The sequence below is a fragment of the Pseudomonas sp. ASL3 genome (assembly GCF_056680425.1).
Window position 1 is genome coordinate 2,741,146 of sequence record NZ_CM155281.1, and the last position, 24,379, is coordinate 2,765,524.

Sequence of the window (24,379 nt, forward strand, 5' to 3'; positions counted from 1 at the left end):
CATAATACGTATTAATACAAGTAGTCCCAATAACCTATTTTTATAACCTTAGAAGTGAAGGCTCAAGGCCCTACCCGCCCCGCTTCTCTGGTAATGGAATCCACCCGTGTCCATGCCCATTTTTCGCGACAGCACGACCTCGCTCTACGAACAGATCGCCCACCAGCTGCTCGAAGAAATTCAACGTGGCGATTACGAACCCACCGGCAAACTTCCGTCAGAAGCGGAGTTGGGAAAACGCTTTGCGGTCAGCCGCGTCACGGTTCGGCTGGCGGTGGGTAAGCTCAGTGACGACGGGGTCGTGGAACGCAAACAAGGCAAAGGCACCTTTGTTGCCGCCAAACAGGTTCGCCATGACCTCGATGCATTGCGCAGTTTTCACGAAGCCTTATTGCTACAGGGTCTCAAGCCAGGCATGCGTGTTATCAGCCATGACTTGCAGCCAGTGCCGGACCTGCTGCGCACCCTGTTTGGCGACGCTGACGAGTGTCTGTTTCTGCAGCGGCTGCATTTTGTTGACGACGAACCCATCGCATTGGGACGCAGTCATCTGCCTGCCGAGATGGCTGACGTGATATGGACTGAAGTCGAGCATCGCCCGATTTACTCCATTCTCGAGTCAATCACCGGCTCGGCGGTGGCCCGCGCCGACCTGGCAATTCGTGCGCAAGAGGCCGACAAAAGTCTGGCCAGCGCCCTGCAGGTCAAACGCGGAGCTGCACTGCTGGTGATGGAGCGGACATCCTGGTTTGCCAATGGCCAGTGCTGCGACCGTACGACCTTTTTTATCCGGCCGGAGCGCTATGCATTCGTTCTCAGTGGCGTCTTCAAGAACACTCGGACAACGGATCCTGTCCTGACGCCATAACAGCCCCCTCCCTGTTGGGGACGATAGGGTTACCCAGTGCGGTGAGAAATTTCATTGCAGCGTGTTCAAGTTGTGAAATACCGGGTTCTTCCACCGGGAAGTGCCCGCAGTTTTCAAGCATCACCAATTCTTTCTCCCCCCTTAGACGGTTAAAGAAAGGCAGACTTGAGTCGATGCTGGTCCAGCGATCATTGGCAGGATGGACCAACAAGACAGGACACTTATCGAACTGCTCAGGCTCGATGTCCGGTGTTGTTGTAAATATCGAGTGCATGAAGTTGATCGGCACGCGGACGGCACCGCCACAAGGATCTCTGGCGATGAGGCGGTTCAGCACCGGGTTGTTCGACATGGCATCCATTCTGGTAAACCACTTCACAGGCAGTCGGAGTTTACCGATGAGAGGCGTCAGGTAAGGCATCAGGGGCATCATGGTGTAGCGCACGACTGCGTTGCGTGCGAACTGCCGCTTTACCCGTGATGATCGTGGGTCGGCCAGGGTCGTCGCAATGATTCCGCAGATCAGCTTCTCGTCCATTCGCGCAGCGCATAGATAAGCCAAATAGCCGCCCAAACTACCACCGCATAGAACGACACGCCGGCCATTGCGACGAAATTCGGTAGCCGCAATGTCACATATAAGATCGACCCATGCCTCATAGGAGACTATTGCACCCTGCGCTTGACTAAGACCGTATCCAGGGAGATCCGGAATGATGACTTCGTAGCCGCCAGCGTGCAGCAGGCGTCCTATCGGTGCTAATAACCTACTGTAACCCCCGCCCCCGTGAATCACGATGATCGTCAACGGCGACGTTGCGCAGAGGAACCGATCCAGGTGAATCGACGCGTTGCGCCAGGAATACCACGCTTCATCCGGCGCATTGTCGGTCGTTATCTGCGCGCGTGCGGGGAAGAAGGCTTGATACTGCTTCCAATATGTTTGGACCTCATAATGTTGATCTGTCTTCAACCTCTGGCTCCGCTTCGCCTTTCATAATAGGGTGATCAATACCCCATGAATCATAAGCGCCAACCATCAACCTGCCTACTTACTGTCTGGAGCGTCCCTGGTGATAACCTGCCACGTTAAATATGTCATTGATCCCTACCAGCTTGACGATTTCGAAAGCTATTCAAAAGCCTGGATAAAAGTTGTCGAGCGCTTGGGTGGGACTCATCACGGGTATTTCCTGCCCTCCGAAGGCGCCAGCAATATCGCTTACTGCCTGTTCAGCTTTCCTTCCCTGGCTGACTATGAATCCTACCGTCACATCGCTGTCAGTGACTCAGAGAGCAAGGCGCTGGTAGCTTCGGTTGTAGAGAAGAAATTCATTCTCAACTATGAGCGCACTTTTCTACGTCCCGTGCTGGCCTGAGCCTCACATCCCCTCTTTCCTGTGGAAGCTTTCATGCAGATAAACGACATTCCGTTCGGCATCACCGACTGGTCACAGATCGAAAAAATCGAACACAAGGGAGAACGGGGATTCGCCTACTGGCGTACCCGGCAATTCGGGTCGATGCGGGTGCGCATGGTCGAGTACACACCGGGCTACCTGGCTGACCATTGGTGCGTCAAAGGCCACATCCTATTCTGCCTGGAGGGCGAACTGCATACGGAACTTGAGGATGGTCGCCAATTCACTCTGACGGCGGGCATGAGCTATCAGGTGGCCGATGATGCGGAGCCGCATCGCTCCTCCTCCGAACAGGGTGCGCGGCTGTTTATTGTCGATTGATCACTTGCGCAGGCGCCAACTGCCAGGTGATGAGGCCAACCTCCAAAGGAACGATCAGCCCTGCCAGCGGGTTATTTAATGCTTGAGGAACCTGCGTTCACCACCAGCAACAGCCCCTCGGAGGGCGGACGCAATGAGACAAGTGCCTGATCATCCATGCGACCTCCTGGGACCGTCATCGAAGACCCTCTATTGAGACAGAATCACTTTTATGGCCTTTTCTTTCGCCGCGTTGGCAAAGACCTCATAGGCTTGCAGGATGTCGTCGAGTTTGAAGCGATGCGTGATGAGCTGACCCGGTTCTATTTTTCCGGACTGAACCGTTTTCAATAACATCGGAGTGGTATTGGTATTGACCAGACCGGTGGAGATATTGATGTTTTGAATCCACAGCTTTTCCAGATGCAGTTCCACACTTTTGCCATGCACACCGACGTTGGCGATATGCCCACCCGGAGCAATCACCTGCTGACAGGTGTCGAAGGACGCGGGAATGCCGACCGCTTCAATGGCCACATCCACGCCAATGCCATCGGTCAACTCGAAGATCCGCTCGACCGCGTTTTCCACGTTGATGTCTATGGTGTGCGTGGCGCCAAATTTTTTCGCGACTTCCAGTCGATTTGGGTCGGCATCCACCACGATCAGCATGGCGGGAGAATAGAACTGGGCGGTGAGCAAGGCGGCCAATCCGACCGGACCGGCACCCACCACCACAACGGAATCACCCGGTTTTACCTTCCCCGACAGTACCCCTATCTCGAAACCGGTGGGTAGGATATCGCTCAACATGACCAGTGCTTCTTCATCCGCCCCGGCAGGAATCGGGTACAAGCTATTGTCCGCGTGAGGAATTCGCACCTGTTGCGCCTGGGTACCGTCGATCATATGACCCAGAATCCAGCCGCCATCAGCACAATGCGAATACAGCTGACGCTTGCAGTTGGCGCAACTGCCGCAGGAGGTGACACACGAAATCAGGACATGATCGCCCTGTTTGAAATTGCGTACGGCCGAACCGACTGCCTCCACCACACCGACACCCTCATGGCCCAAGGTCCGACCTTTCGTCACCGAGGGGACATCACCTTTGAGGATATGCAGGTCAGTACCACAAATAGTGGTGTGGGTGATTCGCACGACAGCGTCCGTGGGCTTTTCGACCACGGGGCTTTGTTTGTCCTCCCAGGATTTCTCGCCAGGACCTTGATAAACGAGCGCTTTCACAATTGTCACTCCTCAACTAAGACGCAAACCATCCAGTCGGGCGCATAGCCGATACGTCACCTGGACACTTGGGTTTCCGAGTACAAACTCCTATCAAACAACGCATAAGCCGTTGAAAAATAATGAATAAATGTTGTTAAGTTTCCAGCCAAACGCTGACCCTCTGTAGGAGCTGACTTGTCTGCGATCGGCTGCGAAGCAGTCGCAAAATGGCTGGACACGATATCGCTGGAAGGTCCTTCGGCCCTTATCGCAGACAAGTCAGCTCCTACGCCCTTCGGGCAGAATCGAGACCGAGTTTGCTGCACGACAGCGCAGCGTCGAAGACGGGGCGGAATCTTCCAAGTACCAACACCGCTAAAGGGGCATGCCTCACCCCTTCATCGAACTGAAAACCCGAATTTTACGTGCAACACAGGCCCCTACTTATAGCAGGCTGATTGTTTCAATCGTTGACGTGGGTCATGGGGAGCCTCTTTGCGAGTGCAGTTTTGCGCAAGCCCCAGCGCAAAGCCGTGATTGCCCAATTGAGAACGGACACGGTCAGAATTGTATAAAGCAGGACTGACATTCCGTAGGTGACAATCACTTTGCCCGCCAACAACGGGAAACCGAACACACCTACGACATATGAAAGGCTGAAAAGCAGCAACGATTGGGAAGTAAGCCCCATTGGCGCCTCGTTGGCCGCCAGGCCGTTGATGACCGAATAAGTAAGTCCGTAACCCACCCCCAGAGTGACGGCCGCCAGCAGATAGCTGAATGGCGACCCGACCGAAAAGATAAACATCAGAATCGAGATCACCGTCAACGCGGTCAACACACAGGAGGTGACATACGGATCGCGATTGACGATAAAGCCAGCGATCAACAGGCGGCAGGAAATGGCGGCGCACATGAACCCGAGGAAAAACAGCGAGTAATCCAGACTGTGCAAAGCGGCGTAGGACGTCTGGAAACTGGAAAGCCCCCCAAAAATGCAACCGCCCAGCCCCACCATGATAATTGCGAAGACGGCCTTGGAGCTCATGACAGCGCCAACCGCAGCTCCCGAAATCTTGCAAACCGCGACGGTACCCAGTGTGGATTGCTGACGTTTTATGAGTGGCCCAAGGAAGAAGAACACCGCCCCACCGACCAGACTGGCTGCCGCGGCGACATAAAAAGCCGATTCAACCGAATACCCTAGCGCAGTAGTGGCGCGCCCTACCATGGGGCCTGTGCCGATCCCGGCCATCATGCTGCCCGAGAGCAAGGCAAAATATTGAACTCGCCGTGCTGGCTCGATAATCATTGCCACGATGATCGGGCCCAACGCGTAGAAAACGCCCCAACCAAACCCCAGGACCAGACCGAACGCCATCAGCGTAGTACCGAACGAAGGCGTCGAAGCAAAACCCAGACAGGCGATGGCGAGGAATAACCCACTGCCTGCAATGGCCTTGGGTGCACCCATCAGATCAGTCAAATGCCCGGAAAAGATCACGGCAACTAGCGTACTCAGCATTGCTACGGAAATAACAGTGCCGGCGTCGGCCTCACTTCCTCCATGCGAGCCGAGCATGAGCGCCAGTAAAAAGAGCATGCCATACGACATTGACAGCAGATAACTGCCTAGGCAAAAAAAGCCGAACAGGCCTTTCAACGGCAACGCACTTCCCGGCGGACGGTCGATCATGACCGTTCGCTTTGGATCGAAAGCAAGCTGACTGAGAGGGGCATGACTTCATCCTGAGCAGGTGAAAAGTAACTAAAAATATCAAATTGGCTTGCAGATCCAGTCATACAGTTCACTTGTATTCCTACACAACACTTCACAATGTTAGAAATAGTCAGAAAATTATTCGTCAATAAAACGTCGTATTTTGACACCTAGAAAGAACATTTCTATGGATCGTCAAACACTTGACACAATTCCATATTTTGACAATCATGCCTGTTGCGACGAGATCGTTTTCCTTACACATAAAAATGTGATGGCAATTTTCTCTAGCGAAAATTTGTTCGATTTGCAGTACGCCGAAAAAGGAAGTCCAGCGTTTTCTATCTATTTGCGACCGAACCGGGAACACCCGGTGGTGCGGCGAGGGATGTTAATGCGTGCTAAATCGATAGACAGCCTGTTTCAGTCCCTCGGCGTGCGGGTTGACGACACCTATGGCCTCATGCGCACGGAGTCGAAGGGCTCATGCGCATAGCTCTGATCATTCCCACCCGCAATGCGGCGATGCATCTCGACCGGTTGTTACCCGCGCTTGCCGCGCAAATGCTGCAACCGGACACGGTACTGGTGGTGGATAGCAGCTCTCACGACGCTACCGTCAGTCGGTTTCGCGATTTTGGCGCCCGGGTCGAAATGATTGAAGCAGCGGCGTTCAATCATGGTGGCACGCGCCGCTGGGCCAGCCAGCAGGTAGACGCCGATGTACTGATCTTTCTTACCCAGGATGCGATCCCGGCCACCCCGCAGACGTTCGCCAATCTGTTCGACGAGCTGCAAGTAGACCCTCGAATTGGTGTCGCCTACGGCCGGCAACTGCCGCGCCCCGGTGCAGGTGTGCTGGAGGCTCAGTCACGATACTTCAATTACCCGGATCAAAGCCGCAGTAAAAGCCTGGCCGATGCCCCCGAACTGGGAATCAAGACCTGCTTTAGCTCGGACTCATTTTCGATCTACCGACGCTCCGCGCTGGAGGCCGTCGGTGGCTTCCCTATGGATGTTATCGGCAGTGAGGACGCCTATGTGGCCGCCCGCATGCTCATCAACGGACGCCTTGTACGCTACGCTGCAAGTGCATGCGTCGAACATTCTCACGGGTACAGCCTGATCGACGAATTTCGCCGCTATTTCGATATTGGCGTGTTCTACGGTCGCGAGGAGTGGATTTGTCAGACGTTTGGCGATGCGAGCGGCGAAGGCAAACGATACGTGCTCGCTGAATTATGCGCACTTCGTGAGGCCGGCGCGTTGCACCGAGTACCGGAAGCGCTGTTGCGCACCATACTGAAGTTGCTGGGCTTTCGCCTCGGCCACTATGAAAGGCATCTACCGACGAGATTCAAGCGCCGCCTCAGTATGTTTTCCAACTATTGGACGTGAGCTGTTAATGATGACTATTAACCTGCGTTACCGGCTTTGTCTGTTGAGCATTCTGACCGCCTCGATACTGCTCGGCGGCTGCTCGACCCCCGCGCATGTCGCGCTTCCGGACAGTAAAACGCTCCAGGCCGGTCATCAGGCAGCCCTGACGCTCGCCCAACTGCCGCCCGCCCAAGTGCTGATCCAGGCCGGTGACACTCTTCGCATCGTTCGCGATGCCCAGGAACCGGTCAACGCCCCCGATGACATGAATTTGTTCGTGGTGCGCCCTGACGGTTTTATCTCGATGCCCTATGTCGGGCGGATCAAGGCAGCCCAGCGGACGCCGGAAGACCTTGGCCAGGAGATCAGCCAGAGAAACACACGCACCTTTCGTGAACCCAACGTGACCGTGAACATCGCAGTTGCCCCGAGCAACCGTGTATTCGTCGGCGGCGCAGTGGTCAATCCGGCCTTTTTCAACCTGGCCGGCGCCGTTTCAGTCGAGCAGGCGCTCTTCAGCTCCGGCGGCGTGTTGTCCTCGGCTGACAGCTCCAACATCGCCCTGCTGCGCGTCGGCAGCGACGGCCGCTACAAAATGTATTTCATCGACCTGAGCATGATGCTCAAAGACCCGCAGCATCCGGTGGTGACCTTGCAACGTGGTGACCTGATCTACGTGCCGCAGTCGACGATCGGCAGCACGGTTGAAGCCGTCGACATGTACTTCACCAAGCTGTTCCCGATCAACAAGGGGATTAGCATGGGCTTCAACTACGAACTCAACCAGCAGAGCACGAGCACGACCGTAAGAAATACAACTACACCTTAATGAGCTGCACTTGACCATGCCTTCTCTGGTCAGTTTTCACCGCATTATCAACGGAGTGAGCCTGTGATCGAAATACGTTCCCTACGCGACCTGCTGCGGTTGTTTTTCATCTTCCGCCGTGAGTTCAAACTGGCGTTGATCACCACCATCGTGATCGCCGTATTGGGCGCGTTCCTCTTGCCGGCGCGTTACGAGTCCAATGCGCGACTGCTGGTCAAGCCCGGTCGCGAAAGCACCACGGTGCCTATCGAGGCCGGTAGTCGACAGCCCCTGGTTGCCTCGGGCACCCAGCATGACCCGATCGTCGATGAAGAGAAGATGCTCACCGGTCGCCCCATCGTGCACCTGGTCGCCGAGCGCTACCTGGAGATGGCGAATACATCGCCGCAAGGTGTCTGGAAAACCATCAAGTTCTACATCAAGAAAGCCGAAGGCGCAGTGATCGAAGCCGTGCGTAGCCTCTTGCAGCTGTTCGGTATCCTCGAAGAGCAAAGCGACCTCGAACGCCTGGCGAGCCTGTTGGAAAAGAACTTTACCGCCAGCCATGAAGTCGGCTCTTCGGTGATCGAAATCAGCTTTACCTGGGATGACCCGGTCATCGCTCAGAAAGTCGTCGAGACCTGGGTCAACGCTTACCTTGAGGAGCGGGCTCGCGCGCTAGGCCGCAAAAGCCTCTATGCCTTCTATGAAACCGAGAGCAACAAGGTCGCCAACCAGATTCAAACCCTCAGGCAACAGTTGCAGGGCCGCTTGAAACAGATCGACTCGGTCAGCGTTGAGGCGCGGCTGAAGAACCTGACCAACCAAATCGATCGGATTACCGACGCCAGGGTCCACGCACTGAATCAGTTGGCTGGCCTCTGGAACTTTCTGAACAGCGCCCACGATCAACTCAGAAATCAGCCAATGGAAATGGTCACTTCCCGCGAGACCAGTCTCAACCCTACTCAGCTCGACCTCAAACGCCAGCTCAATACGCTGCAAGTCGAGCGCGCACGTCTTTTGCGTACCTATCTGCCAGAAGCCAAAACGGTACAAGAGATAGAACAGAACATCAGCGACCTGGAAGCGTTGAGCGACAAGGCGGCGACACGTCTGGAGCGCGCGCAGAACTCTGCGCCTAACAGCCTCGCCATGAACGTCAAGCAACAGATCATCGATGCCGAATTGCAAGAACAGCAATTGACCGGGCAAATCGGTGGTTATGACCAAACCCTGGCTGGACTGCGCCAGGATCGGGACCAAGTGATGACCGATGAGCCCGAACTCAACCGCCTCACGCTGCAACTGACTACCGCTGAAAAAAGTTTCGCGCTGTATTCCGAGAACCTCGAACAGGCACGTATCGACCAGGCGCTGGATACCAGCCAGATCAGCAACATCGCACTGATTGAACTGGCCACCTTTAACCCGACACGGGTTTTCCCCAAGAGCCTGATGATTCTGCTGTTTGCGATTCCCGCCGGCATCGCGGTGGGCTTGCTGACCATTTATGTCTGCTACCTGTTGGACCAGCGCATCCACGATGGTGCGCGCCTGCAAGAGATTTTCCACGTGCCACTGTGGGGCAGCGTGCCGGACATCGAGGACAGAACACCCGCAAGCAACAACCAGCTGACCGCGAGCATCTACCGGATTTACGGCTTGTTGCCGATCGAGCGTATCGAAACCGAAGGATTGGCGATTGGCTTGACCTCGGCGCGGCACGGTGAAGGCGTCAGTTTTATCATCCAGCAATTGCACCGACTGCTCCAGGAGCGTGGCCACACCGTCAAGCTGAACACCGTCGGCCCGGCGCTGCCTGGTGAAGTGTTGCTGTTGGACGCCTCGGCGTTGCTGTCCAATCAGGAAGCATTTCTGATCCTGCGCCGCGCCGACCTGATCGCCCTGGTGATTGAGGCGCGTACCAGTACCGTGCCGATGATCGAGAACGCCCTTTCACTGCTGCTCACCGCGTTCAAGAAAGTCGATGGGATTATTCTCAACCGTCGTCGCTTCGAAGTGCCAGCCAACGTCCTTGCATGGATCAACCAATGGCATGGAGCGGCCTGATGCGGATCGCGCTGCTGGCTCCATTGCCACCGGATCAAACCGGCATCGCCGACTACGCCGCGCATTTCAGGAACGCGCTGCGGGGGATCGGGATCGAAGTGGTCACCCCACTTGCAGGCTGTCATGACCCGGTCGAGCAGCGAAACCGTTTGCAAGCGTTCGATTGGACCAGCGTCGACCTCGTGCATGCCGAGCTCGGCGGCGGGCGCTTTGGCGAGTTCCAGGCCTTGACCTACCTCAGCCGGCAGCTACCGCGACTGCCGTTGACCGCCACTGTGCATGATCCAGAACGGCTGATCTGGCATCGCGCAAGATTGTTCTGGCCATTGACCCTGCTTGAGCGTCTGCCGCACCCTCTGCCTCAGGCGGCGGCGCTGCTCGCCGACCCGCTGACCCTGTATGAAGAACGCCAATTGGCCAGACATATGAGCCGCCTGATCACCCTGACCCGCCTTGGCGCCGACTGCCTGCGCCAGCGCATGGGCCTGCGCGCCGACCAGGTGGCGGTGATTGCCATCGGCAATCTGCCCATTCCGGCAGTTGCCTTGCCGGTGCCGGAGCCATTGCGCCTGTTGTACTTTGGCTTCATCTACCGAGGCAAGGGTATTGAAGACCTGCTGCAAGCCTTCGCGCAAACCCTCACGAGCAACCCTCAATGCGTGGGTCATGTACGCCTCACGCTCGCTGGCGGAGCCGCGCCAGACATGAAGTCCGACCCGGCGGGCAACTACCTGACCGGATTGCGTCGACGAATTCACGAATTGAAGCTTGAAGACGCGGTGGACTGGCAGCTGAATCTGCCTTCCGATGACATCGCCAGCACCATCCAGGCTCACCATGTGATGGTATTGCCCTACCGCGAATCGAAAAAGCTCGGCTGGCTAGGCGCAATGCGCAGCACCAGCAGCGCCCTGTCCTGGGCCAATGCTTGCGGTCGCGGCGTGATCACCTCGGATGCGCGCGCCTTCGCAGAAGAAGTCGCTGGCGGCAACGGGATCACTTACCCACAGGGAAACGTCGAGGCGCTGAGCAACTGCCTGACGCGCCTAGTGCTTGATCCCCAACTGGCCCGTCAATGGGCGGCCAAGGCCAACAACATCGGCCAACAACGGCAGTGGCCGGAAACGGCCAGGCGGTTTGCCGACCTGTTCAATGCCGCCTGTGGAGGGCTGGCTCAATGACCCTGCGCGCCCTGTTTGGTGGTCTTCGCCCACTGCTGCGCTACTCACCTGTCGTGGCGATGCTGGCTCTATCCAGTGTATTGCTGCCAAGCGAATCGGCTGATGCCACCCCGGTGAACCTCGCCCCCCAAAAGACCCTGGTCTGGAAAGATTTCCTGGGGGTCAATGCGCATCTTTTGTGGTTCACCCCCGAGCAGTACCAGAAGCAGATCAGCCAGTACCAAAAGCTCGGGCTCGAATGGGTGCGTGTCGATCTGCACTGGAATCTCATTGAGCCCACCGAGGGCCACTACCGGCTGGACGAGCTTGACCAGTTGAACCAGACGCTCACCGCCTCGAAGCTCAAGTCCTTGTTCTATATGGTCGGCTCAGCACCCTTCAGCACGACCGCACCCGTCGGTGCGCCGTTCCAGGACCAATACCCGCCACGGGACCCTGCGGTGTATGCCCAAAGCATGGCGATGCTGGCCAGTCGTTACCCGAACATAGACGCCTGGCAGATCTGGAACGAACAGAACCTGCCCAACAACTGGCGCCCCAACGTAGATCCCGACGCCTACGGTCGGCTGCTGCTGGCGACCACCCAGGCCCTGCGTGTCGCGGCCCCGGACAAGACCCAAGTGATCGGAGGCATGGCTTTTTACAGCCAAATGCCCACCCATGGCGGTGCCCTGATGTTCGAGGCGCTCGGTCGACATGGTGTCCAGACACTGGGCGCGGTGGCGGCTTACCACCCTTACTCGATGACCCCGGAAACCGACGAACCCGGCAAGAATGAAGTGCTGTTGCGCGGCAACCAGCTCAACAACGTGCTGCATGACGCCGGCATCACCGATGTCTGGGCCACTGAATGGGGCTGGTCGAGTTACTCCGGCCCCAAGGAACTGCAGGACATCATCGGTCGCGATGGCCAGGCCGATTACACCCTGCGCCGCCTGGCGTTGATGAGCACCCAGGATTATCAGCGGATATTCCTGTTCGCGCTTTCCGATCTCGACAAACGCGCTACGGTGCGTGACCGAGATTACGGCCTGCTTGATCTCAACGGCGAGCCGAAGCCGGTGTATCAGGCACTTGCACGGTTTCTCGAGATTACCGGACCGACCCTGACACCTGGAACGACGCCGGTCCTGAGCGGCGCACCGAACACGCTTTACAGCGTGGCCTGGACGCGAGCGGACGGTAAGCACCTGTGGATGTTCTGGAGCGCCAGCGGTACCACATTGACGCTGCCAGAGGTTCCCGAGGCCGAGCTTTACGACCCCCTTACCGGAAAACATACAACGCTTCAGGGCAGCGATGGCATTCAGCCGATCGTTAAATCAACCTTGCAAATCCTGGTGTGGTAGCAAGCCCAGGCATGGAGCGCAGCACTTGAAGATTCTCTGGATCCTGCCCTACCTGCCCTGGCCAATGACCAGCGGCGGAAAGACCCGACAATTTCACTTGCTGCGTGCGCTAAGCGAACGGGGCCACCGTATTACGTTATTGGTGCAATCAAAGACTGCGGTCGATGCGCAGACGCGTGCTGCCCTCGATCCCCTGCTCGAACGCCTGGTGGTGTTGCCACGGCGCCCGCTCAAGCACCCGTTGACGCTGCTCGCCGCGCTGTTTGCGCCATGGCCGCTGCTGGCAACGGTCAATGGCCTGTCACGGGCGTTGCGCCAACAGTTCAACGAACTGCTGCTTGAGCCCTGGGATGTGATTCAGATCGAACACAGCTACAGCCTGCAACCCTATCTCGAACCCTTGATCCATCAAGCGAAGGGGTTTTTTCTGACCGAAACCAACCTGGAATCAAGCGTGGGCGGCGCCACCTATGGCCGCTTCCCGCGTTGGACAGATGCGTTCGTACGTTACGATCAACGACGCTACAAGCGCTGGGAATCCAAGGCTTTTGACACCGCCAGACAAATCATCGCGGTCACCGAGGCCGACGCCCAGGCCATGCGCAACCTGACGGCGACGCCGGTGAAAGTGGTGGTCAACGGCGTCGACAGCCGCAGCTTTCGCGAAATCCTGCCAGACCCGCAGAGCATGCGCGTGCTGTTCGTCGGCAACTACGAATACGCCCCCAACGTGGATGCGGTGCAATGGCTACTCGATGACATATTCCCCCGGGTCTGGGAAAACTGCCCCGGCGCTCGCATGGCGGTGGTGGGTTATGCGTTGCCTGAAACATGGCATGAGCGCTGGCCCGACAGCCGTATTGAATGGCTCGGTTTTGTCCCTGACCTGCGTGCCTTGCAAAGCCGTTGCGCGGTGTTTATCGCACCGCTTCGTCAAGGCGGCGGTTCCAAGCTTAAAGTGCTGGAAGCCATGGCCGCCGGCCTGCCGCTGGTGAGTACCGGGCAAGGCGCCTCTGGCCTTGCCGTCACGCCCGACGAACATTATCTGGCAGGCGAAAGCGCCGAAACCCTGGCCGACGCCGTTTTGCGCCTGCTCGCCGAGCCGACACTGGCGGCGAGCCTGGCCAAAGCCGCCCGAGACTATGCCCGCAGTCATCACGACTGGGAAATTGCCGCCAATGAACTGGAGAGCCTCTACCGCTCATGGCAGTCGCATCAGGAGAATCAAGCATGCGCATAGGCATCGATTATCGCGCCACGACGATCTCCCCCTGGTCTGGCATCTCCCGCCAGATCCAAGGGCTCGAGCAGGCGCTGCTGCAGCGCGCCGACACTGAGCTGGTGCTGTTCAGCGACGCCCCGCTGGATCACCCGCACCGTCAGAAGGCACACTGTCCGGAGTGGTACAGCCCAGTGCTGGGCCTGCAAAGACCGCAAATGCGCCTGCGCTTCGAGGGCAAATTTCTTCCAGCGCAGATGCACCGACAAGCCATCGACTTGTTCATCGCCACCGCCAATATGGGTTTGCCTATCGGACGCAAGCCGGCTGGCACGCGTTATGTGCTGGTCCTGCATGATCTGTTTCAACTGACCCAGCACAATTACCATCGCTCGCGATTCATCGCGCTGGCGTATCGGGTCATCGACGCGGCCTCCATCGCCTGGTCGATGTGGATCGCCGATCAGGTCTGGTGCCCATCACAATTTACCCGCAACGAAGCCGCCCGGCTGTTCCCCTGGGCCAAGGCGAAGCTTCGAGTGTTTAACCACCTGGTACCCGAATACCGCGAAGCGCCGGGTGAGCTACCCAGCGGCACGCCCGCCCGCTACTGGCTAGTGGTGGGTAGCCGCGAGCCGCGCAAGAACGTCGTGTTTTTCATCGAGAACTGGCATGCCTGTCGTCTGCAAAACCCACACGTGCCCGAGTTGGTGATAGTGGGTCATGCCGCCGATGTGCCGTCTGCACTGGCCGAGCTGCCGGGATTGCATTGGATCAGCGACCTGGAGGAGCCACAGTTGCAGGCCTTGTACGCCAATGCCGAGTGCCTCTGGCATCCGTCTTATGCAGAAGGCTTCGGCATGCCAGTGGTCGAGGCACTGAGCGTGGGTACGCCGGTGGCGGTTGCCCGGGGCTCGTCTCTGGACGAAGTGGCACCCCATTCGGCGCGGCGTTTCGACCCGCATGATGCCACCCAGCTCAAGACCGCGATGATTGAGCTGGCGCAATCCGATGCAGTGCCCGATCCGGAACCGCTGCGCGTCTGGGCACGCCAATTCGCCGAGCCGACCTACCGTCAGCGCCTGGACGCCTTACTCAAGGAGTTACATCGCTAATGCTGCCAGGAAAATTCGTCGGCGTCCTGCTTGGCCTGCTGTTCGGTGCGCTGCTCTGGACGCTCTCGCCGGCGAAAGTCATCCTGGTTGCCGCGGGCTTCGCTGCGGCGTTGACGTTAATGCGCAAGCCTCTCTGGGGCTTGCTTATCTTTGCCGTACTGGCCACCAGCATTCCCTACACCACGCTGGAGCTCGGCATCCGGACCACCCTCTGCGAAGCAGTACTGGGGCTGACGTGGGCAGGTGTATTCTGGCAATCCTTCATCGGCAAGACCCGCGGTTTTGTGCAGTGGCAGCCTACCGAGCGTGCCCTGGGCTGGTTGATGTTGTTCAGCGTAATCCCCTTCGTGGCCGGCATGATCGTTATCCGCGCCGAAGGCAACGGTCCGGTGAACTGGGTGCGCTGGATGATGAACTTGTCTTTGCTGTTTTTGGTGCCGCTGTTATTGCGCACTGATACCGACCGTGATCGGCTGGTCATCGCTTTACTGCTGGGCAACCTGGCCATGCTGCTGCTGTCGATCTTCATATTCCTCAAGTCGCCCAACGCGTTGTCGATGATCCCGATTCTCACCGACCTCAAGTACGCCCACCCGGAAGCGATACGGGACAACTTTTCGGGCAACTACCAGCGTATGGCTTCGCCTTGGATACATCCGAATGTCACCGGCGGCGTCCTGGTGTTATTCCTTCCCATGGCGCTGCTTTATGGCTTGACGCGATCGGGGCTGCGCCGCGCCCTCGGTATTGCGGTTGCGGTGCTCGGCTGCGTCGGCCTGTTGCTGAGCATTTCTCGCGGGGCAATTCTCGCCCTGGCACTGGTGCTCATCTGGCTGACCTCCAGGCGGGTGCCCTATAGCGGTCGGTTAATCGGCATCGGCATCGCGCTCACAGTGGCCCTGGTGCTGTTCTATCCGCCCCTGCAGACACGCCTGATGACCATATTTTCCGCCACCAATGCCAGTACCGAAATACGCTTCACTGAGTACGCGCGGTTCCCTGAGGTCATGGCACGCTATCCGCTGGGAATCGGTTTCAAGGTAGAACCGCCGGTGGCGGGGAGCGGACTGCCGGGCATCTCCAACCTGTGGCTGAACGTTGTCTACAAGATCGGTATTCCGGGCATGCTGCTGTTCATCAGCGTCACGCTGCTCTGGTGGCGTGAAATTCGGCCGATCGGGGAAATCCGTAAGATCACCCGCGAAAATTCGTTATGGCTGGGCTATATGGCCGGGATTCTGGCAGCGCTGTTGACCGGGATATTCGACCACTACTTCAGTTTCACTTTCGTACTTATCGGGCTGTTCTGGCTGCTGATGGGCCTCAGTTTGCAGCAGGTCCGCCTGAACCCGGCGATCACTCTCCCCTATATAGTGCCCAAGGATACTCGACGATGAAACACCGAGTCATTCACTCTTCAGATCTACCCCAGCGCCTGCCGACCCTCGCCGGCGAACTGGGGGTCAACGTGGAAGACCTGCAGGCGGCCTATGCCTGGGGTCTGGCCAACAATGTGCTGTTCGAGGATGGAGAAGGCGAACAGGCGCGCTACAGCATTTCGTCTCTGGATCTGGAGCGGCGCATCGAACACCCCCTGGCGCGGCGCCTATACCACCGTTTGAAGCAAGATCTTCCATGCACCCTGGTGCCGCTCTACGGCAAAAACTGGGTGACCCTCAAAGATCGCTGGCTACGCGCCTGGGAGCAGACCTACAACATCCTCATCAACAAGATTCCCAGCCATCATGTGCGCCTGGCCTGGCTGCGCCTGGGCGGCGCAAAAATCGGCAAAGGTTCGAGTATCTGGCGCAACACCGAAGTCCTCGGTGTCGAGAATCTGGTGATCGGCGTGGACAGCGTGATTGCCTGGCATTGCCAGATCGATGCCCGCGCTGGCGTGGTGATCGGCGACCACGTGGCGATCGCCTCCCATGTGCTGATACTCGCCGGCAGCCACGACCTCACCGCACCAGAGTTTTGGTCGATCGCCGGTCCGGTCTACATTGATGACTACGTCTGGATCGCCAGTCGCGCAATGATCGGCCACGGATTGCGCATCGGTCGTGGCGCGGTAGTGACCGCCAATACCCTGGTGGCGAAAAGCATCGCACCTTACAAGATCGTCGGCGGAAGCGGCGCCAAACTCATGGGTGAACGCCCACACGACCTGAACTACAAGGTGGGCGGCAAAGGCCTGCTCACCCTGTTTTACTGATGTTCGGCAGTACCCTTTGGCTGACCCTGGCGACCTTGGCCGGTCTGGTCGCGGGTTTCGCTCGCGAATGGCTACTGGTGGCGGCCTGGGGCGCGGGCAGCCGCAGCGACGCGTTTCTGGTTGCGGTGTTCATCCCCGAAGCACTGCGCATGACGCTCGCCGGTGGCCTGCTCGCCGCGGCGGCCCTGCCGCTCTATCAACAACGCGACGATGAGCATCGACGCGCCTGGCTCGCCGGCCTGACACCGCGTCTGCTGGGCCTTGGTCTGGCGCTGTATGCCCTGCTGGCATTGGGTGCCCCCCTGTGGGTGCGGCTGATTGGCCCCGGGCTCGACATCGATGCGCAAGCCCAGGCCACCGCCAACCTGCACTGGTTGGCGGCCAGCGCTCCAGGCCTGGTCATCCATGGGTTGTTCAGCATCCCCCTGCAGGCCCGACAACGCTTCGTCCTGCCTGGGCTTGGCTCGTTGCTGTTCAATCTTCCGCCCGTGCTCTATCTGTTTTTTCGTGGCCAGGCCAGCGTCAGCACCGAGTTGTCGATGGCCTGTTTTGTCGGCAGCCTGCTGATGTGCCTGCCCTTGTTACCCCCGATCTGGCAATCCGGCTGGCGGCCTTGGCGAATGCGTGGCGAAGCGCTGGCCGGGCGAGAGCTGCTCGAGCGCATCGGGCCGCTGTTGGTCAGCAATCTGGCGAGCCAGGGGCTGGCCCTGCTGGAACGGCTGATCGCCAGCTACCTCGGCGCAGGCGCAGTGACCTGGGTCAACCTGGCACGCAAGCTGATCAACTTGCCGATGATCGCATTGATGAGCCTCAACCAGGTGCTGCTCGGATTGATGAGCGGTGAACACGGCGAGCAGCGCCTAGCGTTGCTGCGACGCGGCCTGGACGCCTCGACCCTGCTGAGCCTGCCTGCCTCCCTGGGCCTGATTGGCGCCAGCCCGGCACTCATACGACTGCTATTGCCCGCGCAGGCCGCTGGCGGTCCACTGCCGGAGCTGCTTGGATGGTTCGCCACGCCGCTGATATTCGGCGCATGGAATGCCATGTTGGCGCGTTACTCCTATGCCGCTGGCGACACCCGAATGCCGCTGCACTGTGAGTTGCTCGGAAGTCTGTTCAACGCCGCCCTGCTCGCCCTGTTACCCGCCACCCTCGGCTTGCGCGGGATCCCATTGGCAGCGTTGGGGGGAGTGATCCTCACCAATCTGTTGCTCATGCAGCGCCAACAGTTGTTCGCACGGCTGGCCTGGCCGATGCAATGGGGCGCCAGCATTGTGCTGCTGAGCCTGGCGGCCTTGCTGCTGCATCCTCTGCGCGACTTGTGGCTGCAACTGGGTCTGAGCAGCGTGGCAGGCGTGCTGGCATTGCTCGGTCTTGGACTCTGGTTCAAGCCATGGAAAAGGTGAGCCACAACACGCTCAAGGAAGAAAACGGTAGCCAACACCGGTCTCGGTGACCAGGTGACGTGGCTGCGACGGGTCAGCTTCGATCTTCTTGCGCAGACCACCCATGAACACTCGCAGATACTGCGTGTCTGTTCCATGCATAGGTCCCCAGACCGCTTTGAGCAATTGAAGATGGGTCAGTACGCGGTCCGGATGGGCGCACAAATGAATCAGCAGGCGGTACTCCAATGGCGTCAGATGTACGGGGACGCCAGCGCGCTCCACGACGCGCCGCTCCATGTCGATCCGGACGTCACCAAAGGTCACGGTCGAGGAGCCTTCAACACTCTTCGTGCTCCGGCGCAACTGGGCCCGGACCCGCGCCAGCAGTTCACCGGTACCGAACGGCTTCACCAGATAGTCATCGGCACCGGTATCCAGCGCAAGGATCTTGGCGGACTCGGCACTGCGCGCCGACAAGACAATAATCGGAACGTGCGACCAGGTCCGCAGGTCGCGAATGAGGTCGACGCCATCGCCGTCAGGCAGCCCGAGATCCAGCACGATCAGGTCGGGACGTCGTGTTCCGGCTTCGATAAGACCGCGCTGAAGCGAGTCTGCCTCGTACACCACCAGGCCCTCGGCCTGAAGCGCCATGCGCACGAAGCGGCGGATTTCGGCTTCGTCCTCGACGATCAGGACATGCAGCGCCGTTTCGCTCATGGTTGGCCCTCGTCCGTCTGCTCCGACGGCGGTTCGATGATCGGTGGCTCTCCGCGTGGCAAACACAGGGTGAAGCGCGCACCGCCATCCGGACGTGTGACGCCGCGAATCGCTCCTCCATGAGCCTGGGCGATGGCTCGGCTGATGGCAAGGCCCAGGCCGACGCCTGGTATCGCGCTTTCCTTTTTGCCGCGCTCGAACTTGCTGAATATCGCTTCCTCGTGCCCCCGCGGTATTCCAGGACCATAGTCGTCGACCCATAACTCAACGGTGTCACCGCTGGCCTCGGCACCCATTCTGATGGGCGTATCGGGAGGGGTGTACTTGCCAGCATTCTCTAGCAAATTGACGAGTATGCGTTCGATCAGAACCGAGTCGATTTTCACCAGCGGCAGGTCTTCAGGAAGCGCAACCTGCACGGGGCGTGATCCCAACGCCGGACGAATGGCCCGCAGCGAGCTACCCACTACTTCCTCCAGAGGCTGCCACTGGAGATTCAGCTCAACAGCACCGGATTCGAGCCGCGCCATGTCGAGCAGATTGTTAACCAGAACGTTCATGCGCAGCGCTGATTCACGTATCGCATGGGCGATCTCAACCGGCTCGCCGCTCAACGGAGGCTTGGTCAGCGTCAGGGTCTCTGCCAAGCCGACCATCGCCGCGAGGGGGGTTCGCAGATCGTGCGAGATCGCCGCGAGCAGCGAGTTGCGCAGGCGTTCCGACTCCATCTGAACCGTGGTGTCCTGAGCGACATTGACGTAATGGATTCTTTCGAGCGAGATGGCCAATAGCGACGCGCACGTGTCGAGCAGACGTCGCTGCTCCGGAACGCCCAATCGAGTGGCATCACGCGGCTGTACCGCCAATACTCCGCGCACTCGCATCGGTGCCGACAGTGGCAGATAGAGTACCGGGCTCGCCGGAAGCGTATCGGTTCCCTGTCCGGCGGCCTCGACTTTGTCGAAGGACCATTGGGCAATGGCAGAGTCGACCTCAGGCGCATCGCCAGAGGTCATTGGCCCCTGCAGTTTGTCGTTGTCGTCCGCGACGAGCAAGGCCGATCGTGCGTTGAATTCGTCTGCAAGGAAACGCGTCCCGATCTCGGCGACTTGCTCGGTCATTAGCGCTGCGGATAATTGTCGGGACATCTCATACAGCGCTCGTATGCGATCTTCGCGTCGTTGAGCAACCCGCGCCTGGTAGGTCAGGCCGGCAGTCATCTGGCCAATCACCAATGCGACAACCAGCATGACGCCGAAGGTCACCAAGTACTGGACGTCACTGATGGCGAACGAAAAACGCGGTGGCACGAAGAAGAAGTCGAACGCACCGACCGAGAGGAATGCGGCGAGAACAGCCGGACCGCGGCCGTAGCGAACCGCGATGCCAACGACCGCGAGCAGGAACAACATCACGATGTTTGCCAGTTCGAACACCCGTAACAGTGGCGTGGCGAGCAAGGTGGTAGCCGCACAGATCACAGCACTCATGGCATAGGCCGGCCAGGTTACGCGACTCTCGTTCCCGGCGACCGCCGCCTTGGGTCGTGTCCGTTGCGCCGCAGGGAGTGGGATCTGAACCACATCCAGGTCGGCGCCGAGTTCACCGACACGATCCGCCAGCAGCCGTCGCCAAGGCCAACGGCGCGGGGTGTCGTCACGGCCAAGCACTACTTTGGAGAGATTGTGCTGCCGTGCGTACTTGACCAGGGCCTCAGCAATGTCTTGGCCGGCCAAGGTCGAAATCTGTGCCCCCATCTCTTGAGCGAGCTTCAGGACGCTCAAAACACGACGACGGGTTATATCGGGCAGGCGTTGCGATGCCGGCGTCTCCACATACACCGCGTGCCACGGCACGTTGAGTTGGGCCGCCAGGCGCGCGGTCGAGCGCACGATCTTCTCTGTGTGTTCGTTGGGGCCGACGCCGGCAAGCAGCGAGTCGCGCGTCCCCCAAACGGGCTGCACTGCACCGCTTTGGCGGTATTGCAGCATCTCGTTATCGACCCGGTCGGCAGTCCGGCGTAGCGCCAACTCTCGCAGCGCGATGAGGTTGCCCTTGCGGAAGAAATTCTGCACCGCGCGCTCGGCCTGATGCGCAAGGTACACCTTGCCCTCCTTCAAACGCTGCAGCAGATCATCGGGCGGCAAATCGACGATGACCACCTCGTCTGCACTGTCAAACACGTGATCCGGCACGGTCTCCCACACCCGGATCCCGGTGATACCGCCGACAATGTCGTTCAGACTCTCGAGATGTTGAACGTTCATCGTCGACCAGACATCAATGCCGGTATTGAGCAGTTCTTCCACATCCTGCCAGCGCTTTGGGTGCCTGGAGCCAGCGAGATTGGAATGCGCCAGTTCATCGATCAGGATCAGCGCTGGTTTGCGTTCAAGAGCGCCGTCGAGATCGAATTCGGTCAGCGTGCGCTCCTTGTAGAGGACTTGTTTCAGTGCCAGCTGTTCGAGCCCGGAGACCAGTGCCTGGGTCTCGGCGCGACCATGGGTCTCGACCACACCGATCAAGACATCGACACCCTGCTCCTGCGCCGCACGGGCAGCGGCAAGCATCGCGTAAGTCTTGCCAACACCGGCGCTCGCGCCAAAAAAAATCTTCAGCCGGCCACGCTTTGCCTGCGCTTCTTCCTCGCGAATCTGCGCCAGCAGTCGGTCCGGGTCAGGGCGTTCGTCCATCAGAGCCACCGTGTACGAGTTTGGCTCTCAGCGTGTCGTGTCGAGTGCCAGGTTCAACGCCAGGACATTGACCCGAGGCTCACCCAGAAATCCGAGCAGCGGGCCTTCGGAGTGTTCGACAATCAGTGCGTGCACCCGCTCGAGCGGCAGGTTGCGCGCCCGAGCAACCCGACCCGCCTGATAGTCGGCCGCCGCCACGCTGATATGCGGGTCGAGTCCACTGGCCGAACTGTAGACCAGATCGGCAGGCACCGTCGCGCTGTTACCGGGGTCACCAGCGCGCAGCGCTGCGATTCGGCCCTTGACGGCGTCGGCCAGTGCCGGGTTCAAGGGGCCCAGATTCGACCCACCCGAGGAACTTGCGTTGTAAGGCATAGGGCTGGTGGCGGAAGGACGGCTCCAGAAATACTTGGGATCACTGAAGGCCTGGCCGATCAGCATAGAGCCGACCGGCTTGCCGTCCTTCAGGATCAGGCTGCCCGCAGCCTGTTGGGGAAACACCAGCCTGGCGATGCCAGTCATGGCCAGTGGGTAGGCCACGCCGGTGATCAGAGAGAGGACGATCAGCAGCGTTAACGCTGGACGGAGCAAGGATGACATATGAGCGCTCCTTCACGTCAGACCGACAACCGACAAGGTCATGTCGATCAGTTTTATTCCAATGAACGGCACAATCACGCCGCCCAGTCCGTAGACCAACAGGTTCCGGCGCAACAGCGATGCTGCACCGACCGCGCGATACTTGACCCCTTTCAACGCCAACGGAATCAAAAAAATGATGATCAGTGCATTGAAGATCACCGCAGACAAAACCGCTGAGTTTGGGCTGCTGAGCCCCATGATGTTGAGTGCGGAGAGCTGCGGGTAGGTGGTGACGAAGGCCGCCGGTATGATCGCGAAGTACTTCGCGATGTCGTTGGCAATCGAGAAGGTTGTCAACGAGCCGCGGGTCATCAGCATCTGCTTGCCGGTTTCCACCACCTCGATCAACTTGGTCGGGTTGCTATCGAGGTCGACCATGTTGCCGGCCTCTTTGGCGGCCTGGGTACCCGAGTTCATCGCCACCGCGACGTCGGCCTGAGCCAGCGCGGGCGCATCGTTGGTGCCGTCGCCGGTCATCGCGACCAGCCGACCTTCGCTTTGGTGGCTGCGGATCAGTCGCAGTTTGTCCTCGGGCGTCGCTTCGGCCAGGAAGTCGTCAACCCCCGCCTCCGCGGCGATCGCCGCTGCGGTGAGCCGGTTGTCACCGGTCACCATCACGGTCTTGATCCCCATGCGCCGCAGTTCGGCAAATCGTTCCTTGATGCCGCCCTTGACGATGTCCTTGAGTTCGATGACACCGAGTACCTTGGTGCCATCCGCCACCACCAGCGGTGTACTGCCACGACGGGCAACGTCTTCGACGAGGGCTTGCACTTTCTCCGGAAAATTGCCTCCGAGGGTCTCGATATGTTTATGGATCGCTTCGGCCGCGCCCTTGCGTATCTGCCGAGATGCCATGTCGACGCCGCTCATACGCGTCTGCGCCGAGAAGTGAACAAAGTGCGCACCGAGCGTGTGGATGTCGCGCTCGCGCAGGTTGAACCGCTGCTTGGCCAGCACGACGATGCTGCGTCCCTCGGGGGTTTCATCGGCAAGCGAGGCGAGTTGCGCAACGTCGGCCAGTTCCGATTCCTTGACGCCCGGCGCCGGCAGGAAGGCCGATGCCTGGCGATTGCCGAGGGTGATGGTGCCGGTCTTGTCGAGCAGCAACACATCCACATCGCCAGCGGCCTCCACAGCCCGCCCCGAGGTGGCGATCACATTGGCTTCCATCATACGGCTCATGCCTGCCACACCGACTGCCGACAGCAGGCCGGCAATGGTCGTGGGAATGAGGCACACGAGCAGCGCGACCAGAACGGTGATCGAGATCGGTGATCCGGACTTCGCCACCTCGACGCCGTACAGCGAGTACGGCAGCAAGGTGACCGTGACGCCGAGAAACACGATGGTCAGTGCAACCAGCAAGATCGATAACGCGATTTCGTTCGGGGTCTTCTGCCGCTTGGCGTTCTCGACCATCGCGATCATGCGGTCGACGAAGGTTTCGCCAGGGTTCGCCGTGACGCGTATGACAATCCAGTCAGAAAGTACTCGCGTGCCGCCGGTCACCGCAGAGAAATCGCCGCCGGATTCGCGGATGACCGGTGCTGATTCGCCGGTGATCGCGGACTCGTCCACCGACGCTGCGCCCTCAATAACGTCTCCATCGGCGGGGATCAGCGAATCGCCAAGATCACCCGCTTCGACGACCACCACGTCACCCTTGCACAGACCGCTGGACTGAGCCAGCTGCCATTGCGCGCCATAGTGGGGTTCAAGCAGTTTTTTGGCCCAACTTTCCTTTTTGAGGGCACGCAGGGAAGCTGCCTGAGCCTTGCTGCGACCTTCGGCAAGGGCCTCGGCAAAATTAGCGAACAGCAGGGTGAACCACAGCCATAAGGTCACCGCGAGGATGAAGCTGCTGCTTGCCTCGCCCTTGCCGCTGAGCCCCTGAACCCACAAGCCTGTGGTGAGGATCGCGCCGACGTAGACGACGAACATCACCGGGTTGCGCCACTGCACCTTGGGGTTGAGTTTGCGAAAGGAGTCGACGATGGCGGGTCTGGCCAAGGTTGGGTCGAACAAAGAGAACGCTTTCCGTTTCATGTTCCTGG

General features: G+C 59.1%; 21 protein-coding genes. 14 read left to right on the forward strand and 7 right to left on the reverse strand.

Going from position 1 to position 24,379, the window contains the following annotated elements; translation table 11 throughout:
* The first annotated feature begins 106 nt into the window (after window positions 1-106).
* The gene (locus tag AC1MEE_RS12600) at window positions 107-868 is read left to right on the forward strand and encodes a GntR family transcriptional regulator (RefSeq protein ID WP_480415654.1); all 762 of its coding nucleotides are present in this window, start codon (window positions 107-109) and stop codon (window positions 866-868) included.
* On the opposite strand, the gene AC1MEE_RS12605 is transcribed toward AC1MEE_RS12600, so the two are convergent.
* Complete coding sequence (locus AC1MEE_RS12605; RefSeq protein ID WP_480415655.1) at window positions 828-1,841, reverse strand: alpha/beta hydrolase; 1,014 nt, start codon at window positions 1,839-1,841, stop codon at window positions 828-830. The genes AC1MEE_RS12600 and AC1MEE_RS12605 overlap by 41 nt on opposite strands.
* 100 nt (window positions 1,842-1,941) lie before the next feature.
* On the opposite strand from AC1MEE_RS12605, the gene AC1MEE_RS12610 reads away from it, so the two are divergent.
* Both AC1MEE_RS12610 and AC1MEE_RS12615 read left to right on the forward strand, forming a co-directional pair.
* Window positions 1,942-2,247, forward strand: a complete 306-nt coding sequence (locus tag AC1MEE_RS12610) for an NIPSNAP family protein (protein ID WP_480415656.1) — start codon at window positions 1,942-1,944, stop codon at window positions 2,245-2,247.
* Between the two features lie 33 nt (window positions 2,248-2,280).
* Window positions 2,281-2,610: a DHCW motif cupin fold protein gene (locus AC1MEE_RS12615; protein ID WP_480415657.1), complete on the forward strand. Its 330-nt coding sequence runs from the start codon at window positions 2,281-2,283 to the stop codon at window positions 2,608-2,610.
* Window positions 2,611-2,799: 189 nt separating this feature from the next.
* Here AC1MEE_RS12615 and AC1MEE_RS12620 read toward each other — a convergent pair whose 3' ends face one another.
* A complete protein-coding gene (locus tag AC1MEE_RS12620; protein ID WP_480415658.1) occupies window positions 2,800-3,837 on the reverse strand; it encodes a zinc-dependent alcohol dehydrogenase family protein in 1,038 nt (345 codons plus the stop codon).
* A gap of 445 nt (window positions 3,838-4,282) precedes the next feature.
* Entirely contained in the window at window positions 4,283-5,515 is a 1,233-nt protein-coding gene (locus AC1MEE_RS12625; protein WP_480415659.1) for an MFS transporter, read from the reverse strand.
* A gap of 211 nt (window positions 5,516-5,726) precedes the next feature.
* Between AC1MEE_RS12625 and AC1MEE_RS12630 the strand changes: the two genes are divergently transcribed.
* The 11 genes from AC1MEE_RS12630 (at window position 5,727) to AC1MEE_RS12680 (ending at window position 18,285) form a co-directional block, all read left to right on the forward strand.
* Window positions 5,727-6,035 (forward strand): hypothetical protein, encoded by a 309-nt coding sequence (locus tag AC1MEE_RS12630; RefSeq protein WP_480415660.1) that lies wholly within the window; start codon window positions 5,727-5,729, stop codon window positions 6,033-6,035.
* Entirely contained in the window at window positions 6,026-6,937 is a 912-nt protein-coding gene (locus tag AC1MEE_RS12635; RefSeq protein WP_480415661.1) for a glycosyltransferase family 2 protein, read from the forward strand. The genes AC1MEE_RS12630 and AC1MEE_RS12635 overlap by 10 nt, the downstream gene beginning before the upstream one ends.
* A 7-nt stretch (window positions 6,938-6,944) precedes the next feature.
* On the forward strand, window positions 6,945-7,748 hold the full coding sequence (locus AC1MEE_RS12640) for a polysaccharide biosynthesis/export family protein (RefSeq protein WP_480415662.1): 804 nt from the start codon (window positions 6,945-6,947) through the stop codon (window positions 7,746-7,748).
* Between the two features lie 63 nt (window positions 7,749-7,811).
* The gene (locus tag AC1MEE_RS12645) at window positions 7,812-9,800 is read left to right on the forward strand and encodes a GumC family protein (RefSeq protein WP_480415663.1); all 1,989 of its coding nucleotides are present in this window, start codon (window positions 7,812-7,814) and stop codon (window positions 9,798-9,800) included.
* Window positions 9,800-10,981, forward strand: a complete 1,182-nt coding sequence (locus AC1MEE_RS12650; protein WP_480415664.1) for a glycosyltransferase — start codon at window positions 9,800-9,802, stop codon at window positions 10,979-10,981. The genes AC1MEE_RS12645 and AC1MEE_RS12650 overlap by 1 nt, the downstream gene beginning before the upstream one ends.
* Window positions 10,978-12,330 carry a cellulase family glycosylhydrolase gene (locus tag AC1MEE_RS12655; protein ID WP_480415665.1) on the forward strand — a complete coding sequence of 451 codons (1,353 nt, stop codon included), beginning with the start codon at window positions 10,978-10,980 and terminating at the stop codon, window positions 12,328-12,330. Before AC1MEE_RS12650 ends, AC1MEE_RS12655 begins: the two co-directional genes overlap by 4 nt.
* A 25-nt stretch (window positions 12,331-12,355) precedes the next feature.
* Window positions 12,356-13,570 (forward strand): glycosyltransferase family 4 protein, encoded by a 1,215-nt coding sequence (locus tag AC1MEE_RS12660; RefSeq protein ID WP_480415666.1) that lies wholly within the window; start codon window positions 12,356-12,358, stop codon window positions 13,568-13,570.
* A complete protein-coding gene (locus AC1MEE_RS12665; protein WP_480415667.1) occupies window positions 13,561-14,664 on the forward strand; it encodes a glycosyltransferase family 4 protein in 1,104 nt (367 codons plus the stop codon). Before AC1MEE_RS12660 ends, AC1MEE_RS12665 begins: the two co-directional genes overlap by 10 nt.
* A complete protein-coding gene (locus AC1MEE_RS12670) occupies window positions 14,664-16,061 on the forward strand; it encodes an O-antigen ligase family protein (RefSeq protein WP_480415668.1) in 1,398 nt (465 codons plus the stop codon). The genes AC1MEE_RS12665 and AC1MEE_RS12670 overlap by 1 nt, the downstream gene beginning before the upstream one ends.
* Window positions 16,058-16,879, forward strand: a complete 822-nt coding sequence (locus AC1MEE_RS12675; RefSeq protein ID WP_480415669.1) for an acyltransferase — start codon at window positions 16,058-16,060, stop codon at window positions 16,877-16,879. The genes AC1MEE_RS12670 and AC1MEE_RS12675 overlap by 4 nt, the downstream gene beginning before the upstream one ends.
* Window positions 16,879-18,285, forward strand: coding sequence for a lipid II flippase MurJ (locus AC1MEE_RS12680; protein ID WP_480415670.1), 1,407 nt, complete (start codon window positions 16,879-16,881; stop codon window positions 18,283-18,285). The genes AC1MEE_RS12675 and AC1MEE_RS12680 overlap by 1 nt, the downstream gene beginning before the upstream one ends.
* A 12-nt stretch (window positions 18,286-18,297) precedes the next feature.
* On the opposite strand, the gene kdpE is transcribed toward AC1MEE_RS12680, so the two are convergent.
* From kdpE to kdpB, 4 genes are read right to left on the reverse strand one after another with little or no spacing between them, the layout of a single operon-like run.
* On the reverse strand, window positions 18,298-18,987 hold the full coding sequence (gene kdpE / locus AC1MEE_RS12685) for a two-component system response regulator KdpE (RefSeq protein WP_480415671.1): 690 nt from the start codon (window positions 18,985-18,987) through the stop codon (window positions 18,298-18,300).
* Complete coding sequence (kdpD, locus tag AC1MEE_RS12690; protein WP_480416224.1) at window positions 18,984-21,683, reverse strand: two-component system sensor histidine kinase KdpD; 2,700 nt, start codon at window positions 21,681-21,683, stop codon at window positions 18,984-18,986. Before kdpD ends, kdpE begins: the two co-directional genes overlap by 4 nt.
* Window positions 21,684-21,707: 24 nt before the next feature.
* Window positions 21,708-22,280: a potassium-transporting ATPase subunit KdpC gene (gene kdpC, locus AC1MEE_RS12695; protein ID WP_480415672.1), complete on the reverse strand. Its 573-nt coding sequence runs from the start codon at window positions 22,278-22,280 to the stop codon at window positions 21,708-21,710.
* A 12-nt stretch (window positions 22,281-22,292) separates the two neighbouring features.
* On the reverse strand, window positions 22,293-24,371 hold the full coding sequence (gene kdpB, locus AC1MEE_RS12700; protein WP_480415673.1) for a potassium-transporting ATPase subunit KdpB: 2,079 nt from the start codon (window positions 24,369-24,371) through the stop codon (window positions 22,293-22,295).
* Between the last annotated feature and the right edge of the window lie 8 nt (window positions 24,372-24,379).

Bases quoted from the DNA above. Each gene is read 5' to 3' on its own strand.
- AC1MEE_RS12665 (WP_480415667.1), top strand. From the start codon at position 13,561: ATGCGCATAGGCATCGATTATCGCGCCACGACGATCTCCCCCTGGTCT.
- kdpE (WP_480415671.1), bottom strand. From the start codon at position 18,987: ATGAGCGAAACGGCGCTGCATGTCCTGATCGTCGAGGACGAAGCCGAA.
- AC1MEE_RS12640 (WP_480415662.1), top strand. From the start codon at position 6,945: ATGATGACTATTAACCTGCGTTACCGGCTTTGTCTGTTGAGCATTCTG.
- AC1MEE_RS12655 (WP_480415665.1), top strand. From the start codon at position 10,978: ATGACCCTGCGCGCCCTGTTTGGTGGTCTTCGCCCACTGCTGCGCTAC.
- kdpB (WP_480415673.1), bottom strand. From the start codon at position 24,371: ATGAAACGGAAAGCGTTCTCTTTGTTCGACCCAACCTTGGCCAGACCC.
- AC1MEE_RS12635 (WP_480415661.1), top strand. From the start codon at position 6,026: ATGCGCATAGCTCTGATCATTCCCACCCGCAATGCGGCGATGCATCTC.
- kdpC (WP_480415672.1), bottom strand. From the start codon at position 22,280: ATGTCATCCTTGCTCCGTCCAGCGTTAACGCTGCTGATCGTCCTCTCT.
- AC1MEE_RS12615 (WP_480415657.1), top strand. From the start codon at position 2,281: ATGCAGATAAACGACATTCCGTTCGGCATCACCGACTGGTCACAGATC.
- AC1MEE_RS12670 (WP_480415668.1), top strand. From the start codon at position 14,664: ATGCTGCCAGGAAAATTCGTCGGCGTCCTGCTTGGCCTGCTGTTCGGT.
- AC1MEE_RS12650 (WP_480415664.1), top strand. From the start codon at position 9,800: ATGCGGATCGCGCTGCTGGCTCCATTGCCACCGGATCAAACCGGCATC.
- AC1MEE_RS12630 (WP_480415660.1), top strand. From the start codon at position 5,727: ATGGATCGTCAAACACTTGACACAATTCCATATTTTGACAATCATGCC.
- AC1MEE_RS12625 (WP_480415659.1), bottom strand. From the start codon at position 5,515: ATGATCGACCGTCCGCCGGGAAGTGCGTTGCCGTTGAAAGGCCTGTTC.
- AC1MEE_RS12680 (WP_480415670.1), top strand. From the start codon at position 16,879: ATGTTCGGCAGTACCCTTTGGCTGACCCTGGCGACCTTGGCCGGTCTG.
- AC1MEE_RS12675 (WP_480415669.1), top strand. From the start codon at position 16,058: ATGAAACACCGAGTCATTCACTCTTCAGATCTACCCCAGCGCCTGCCG.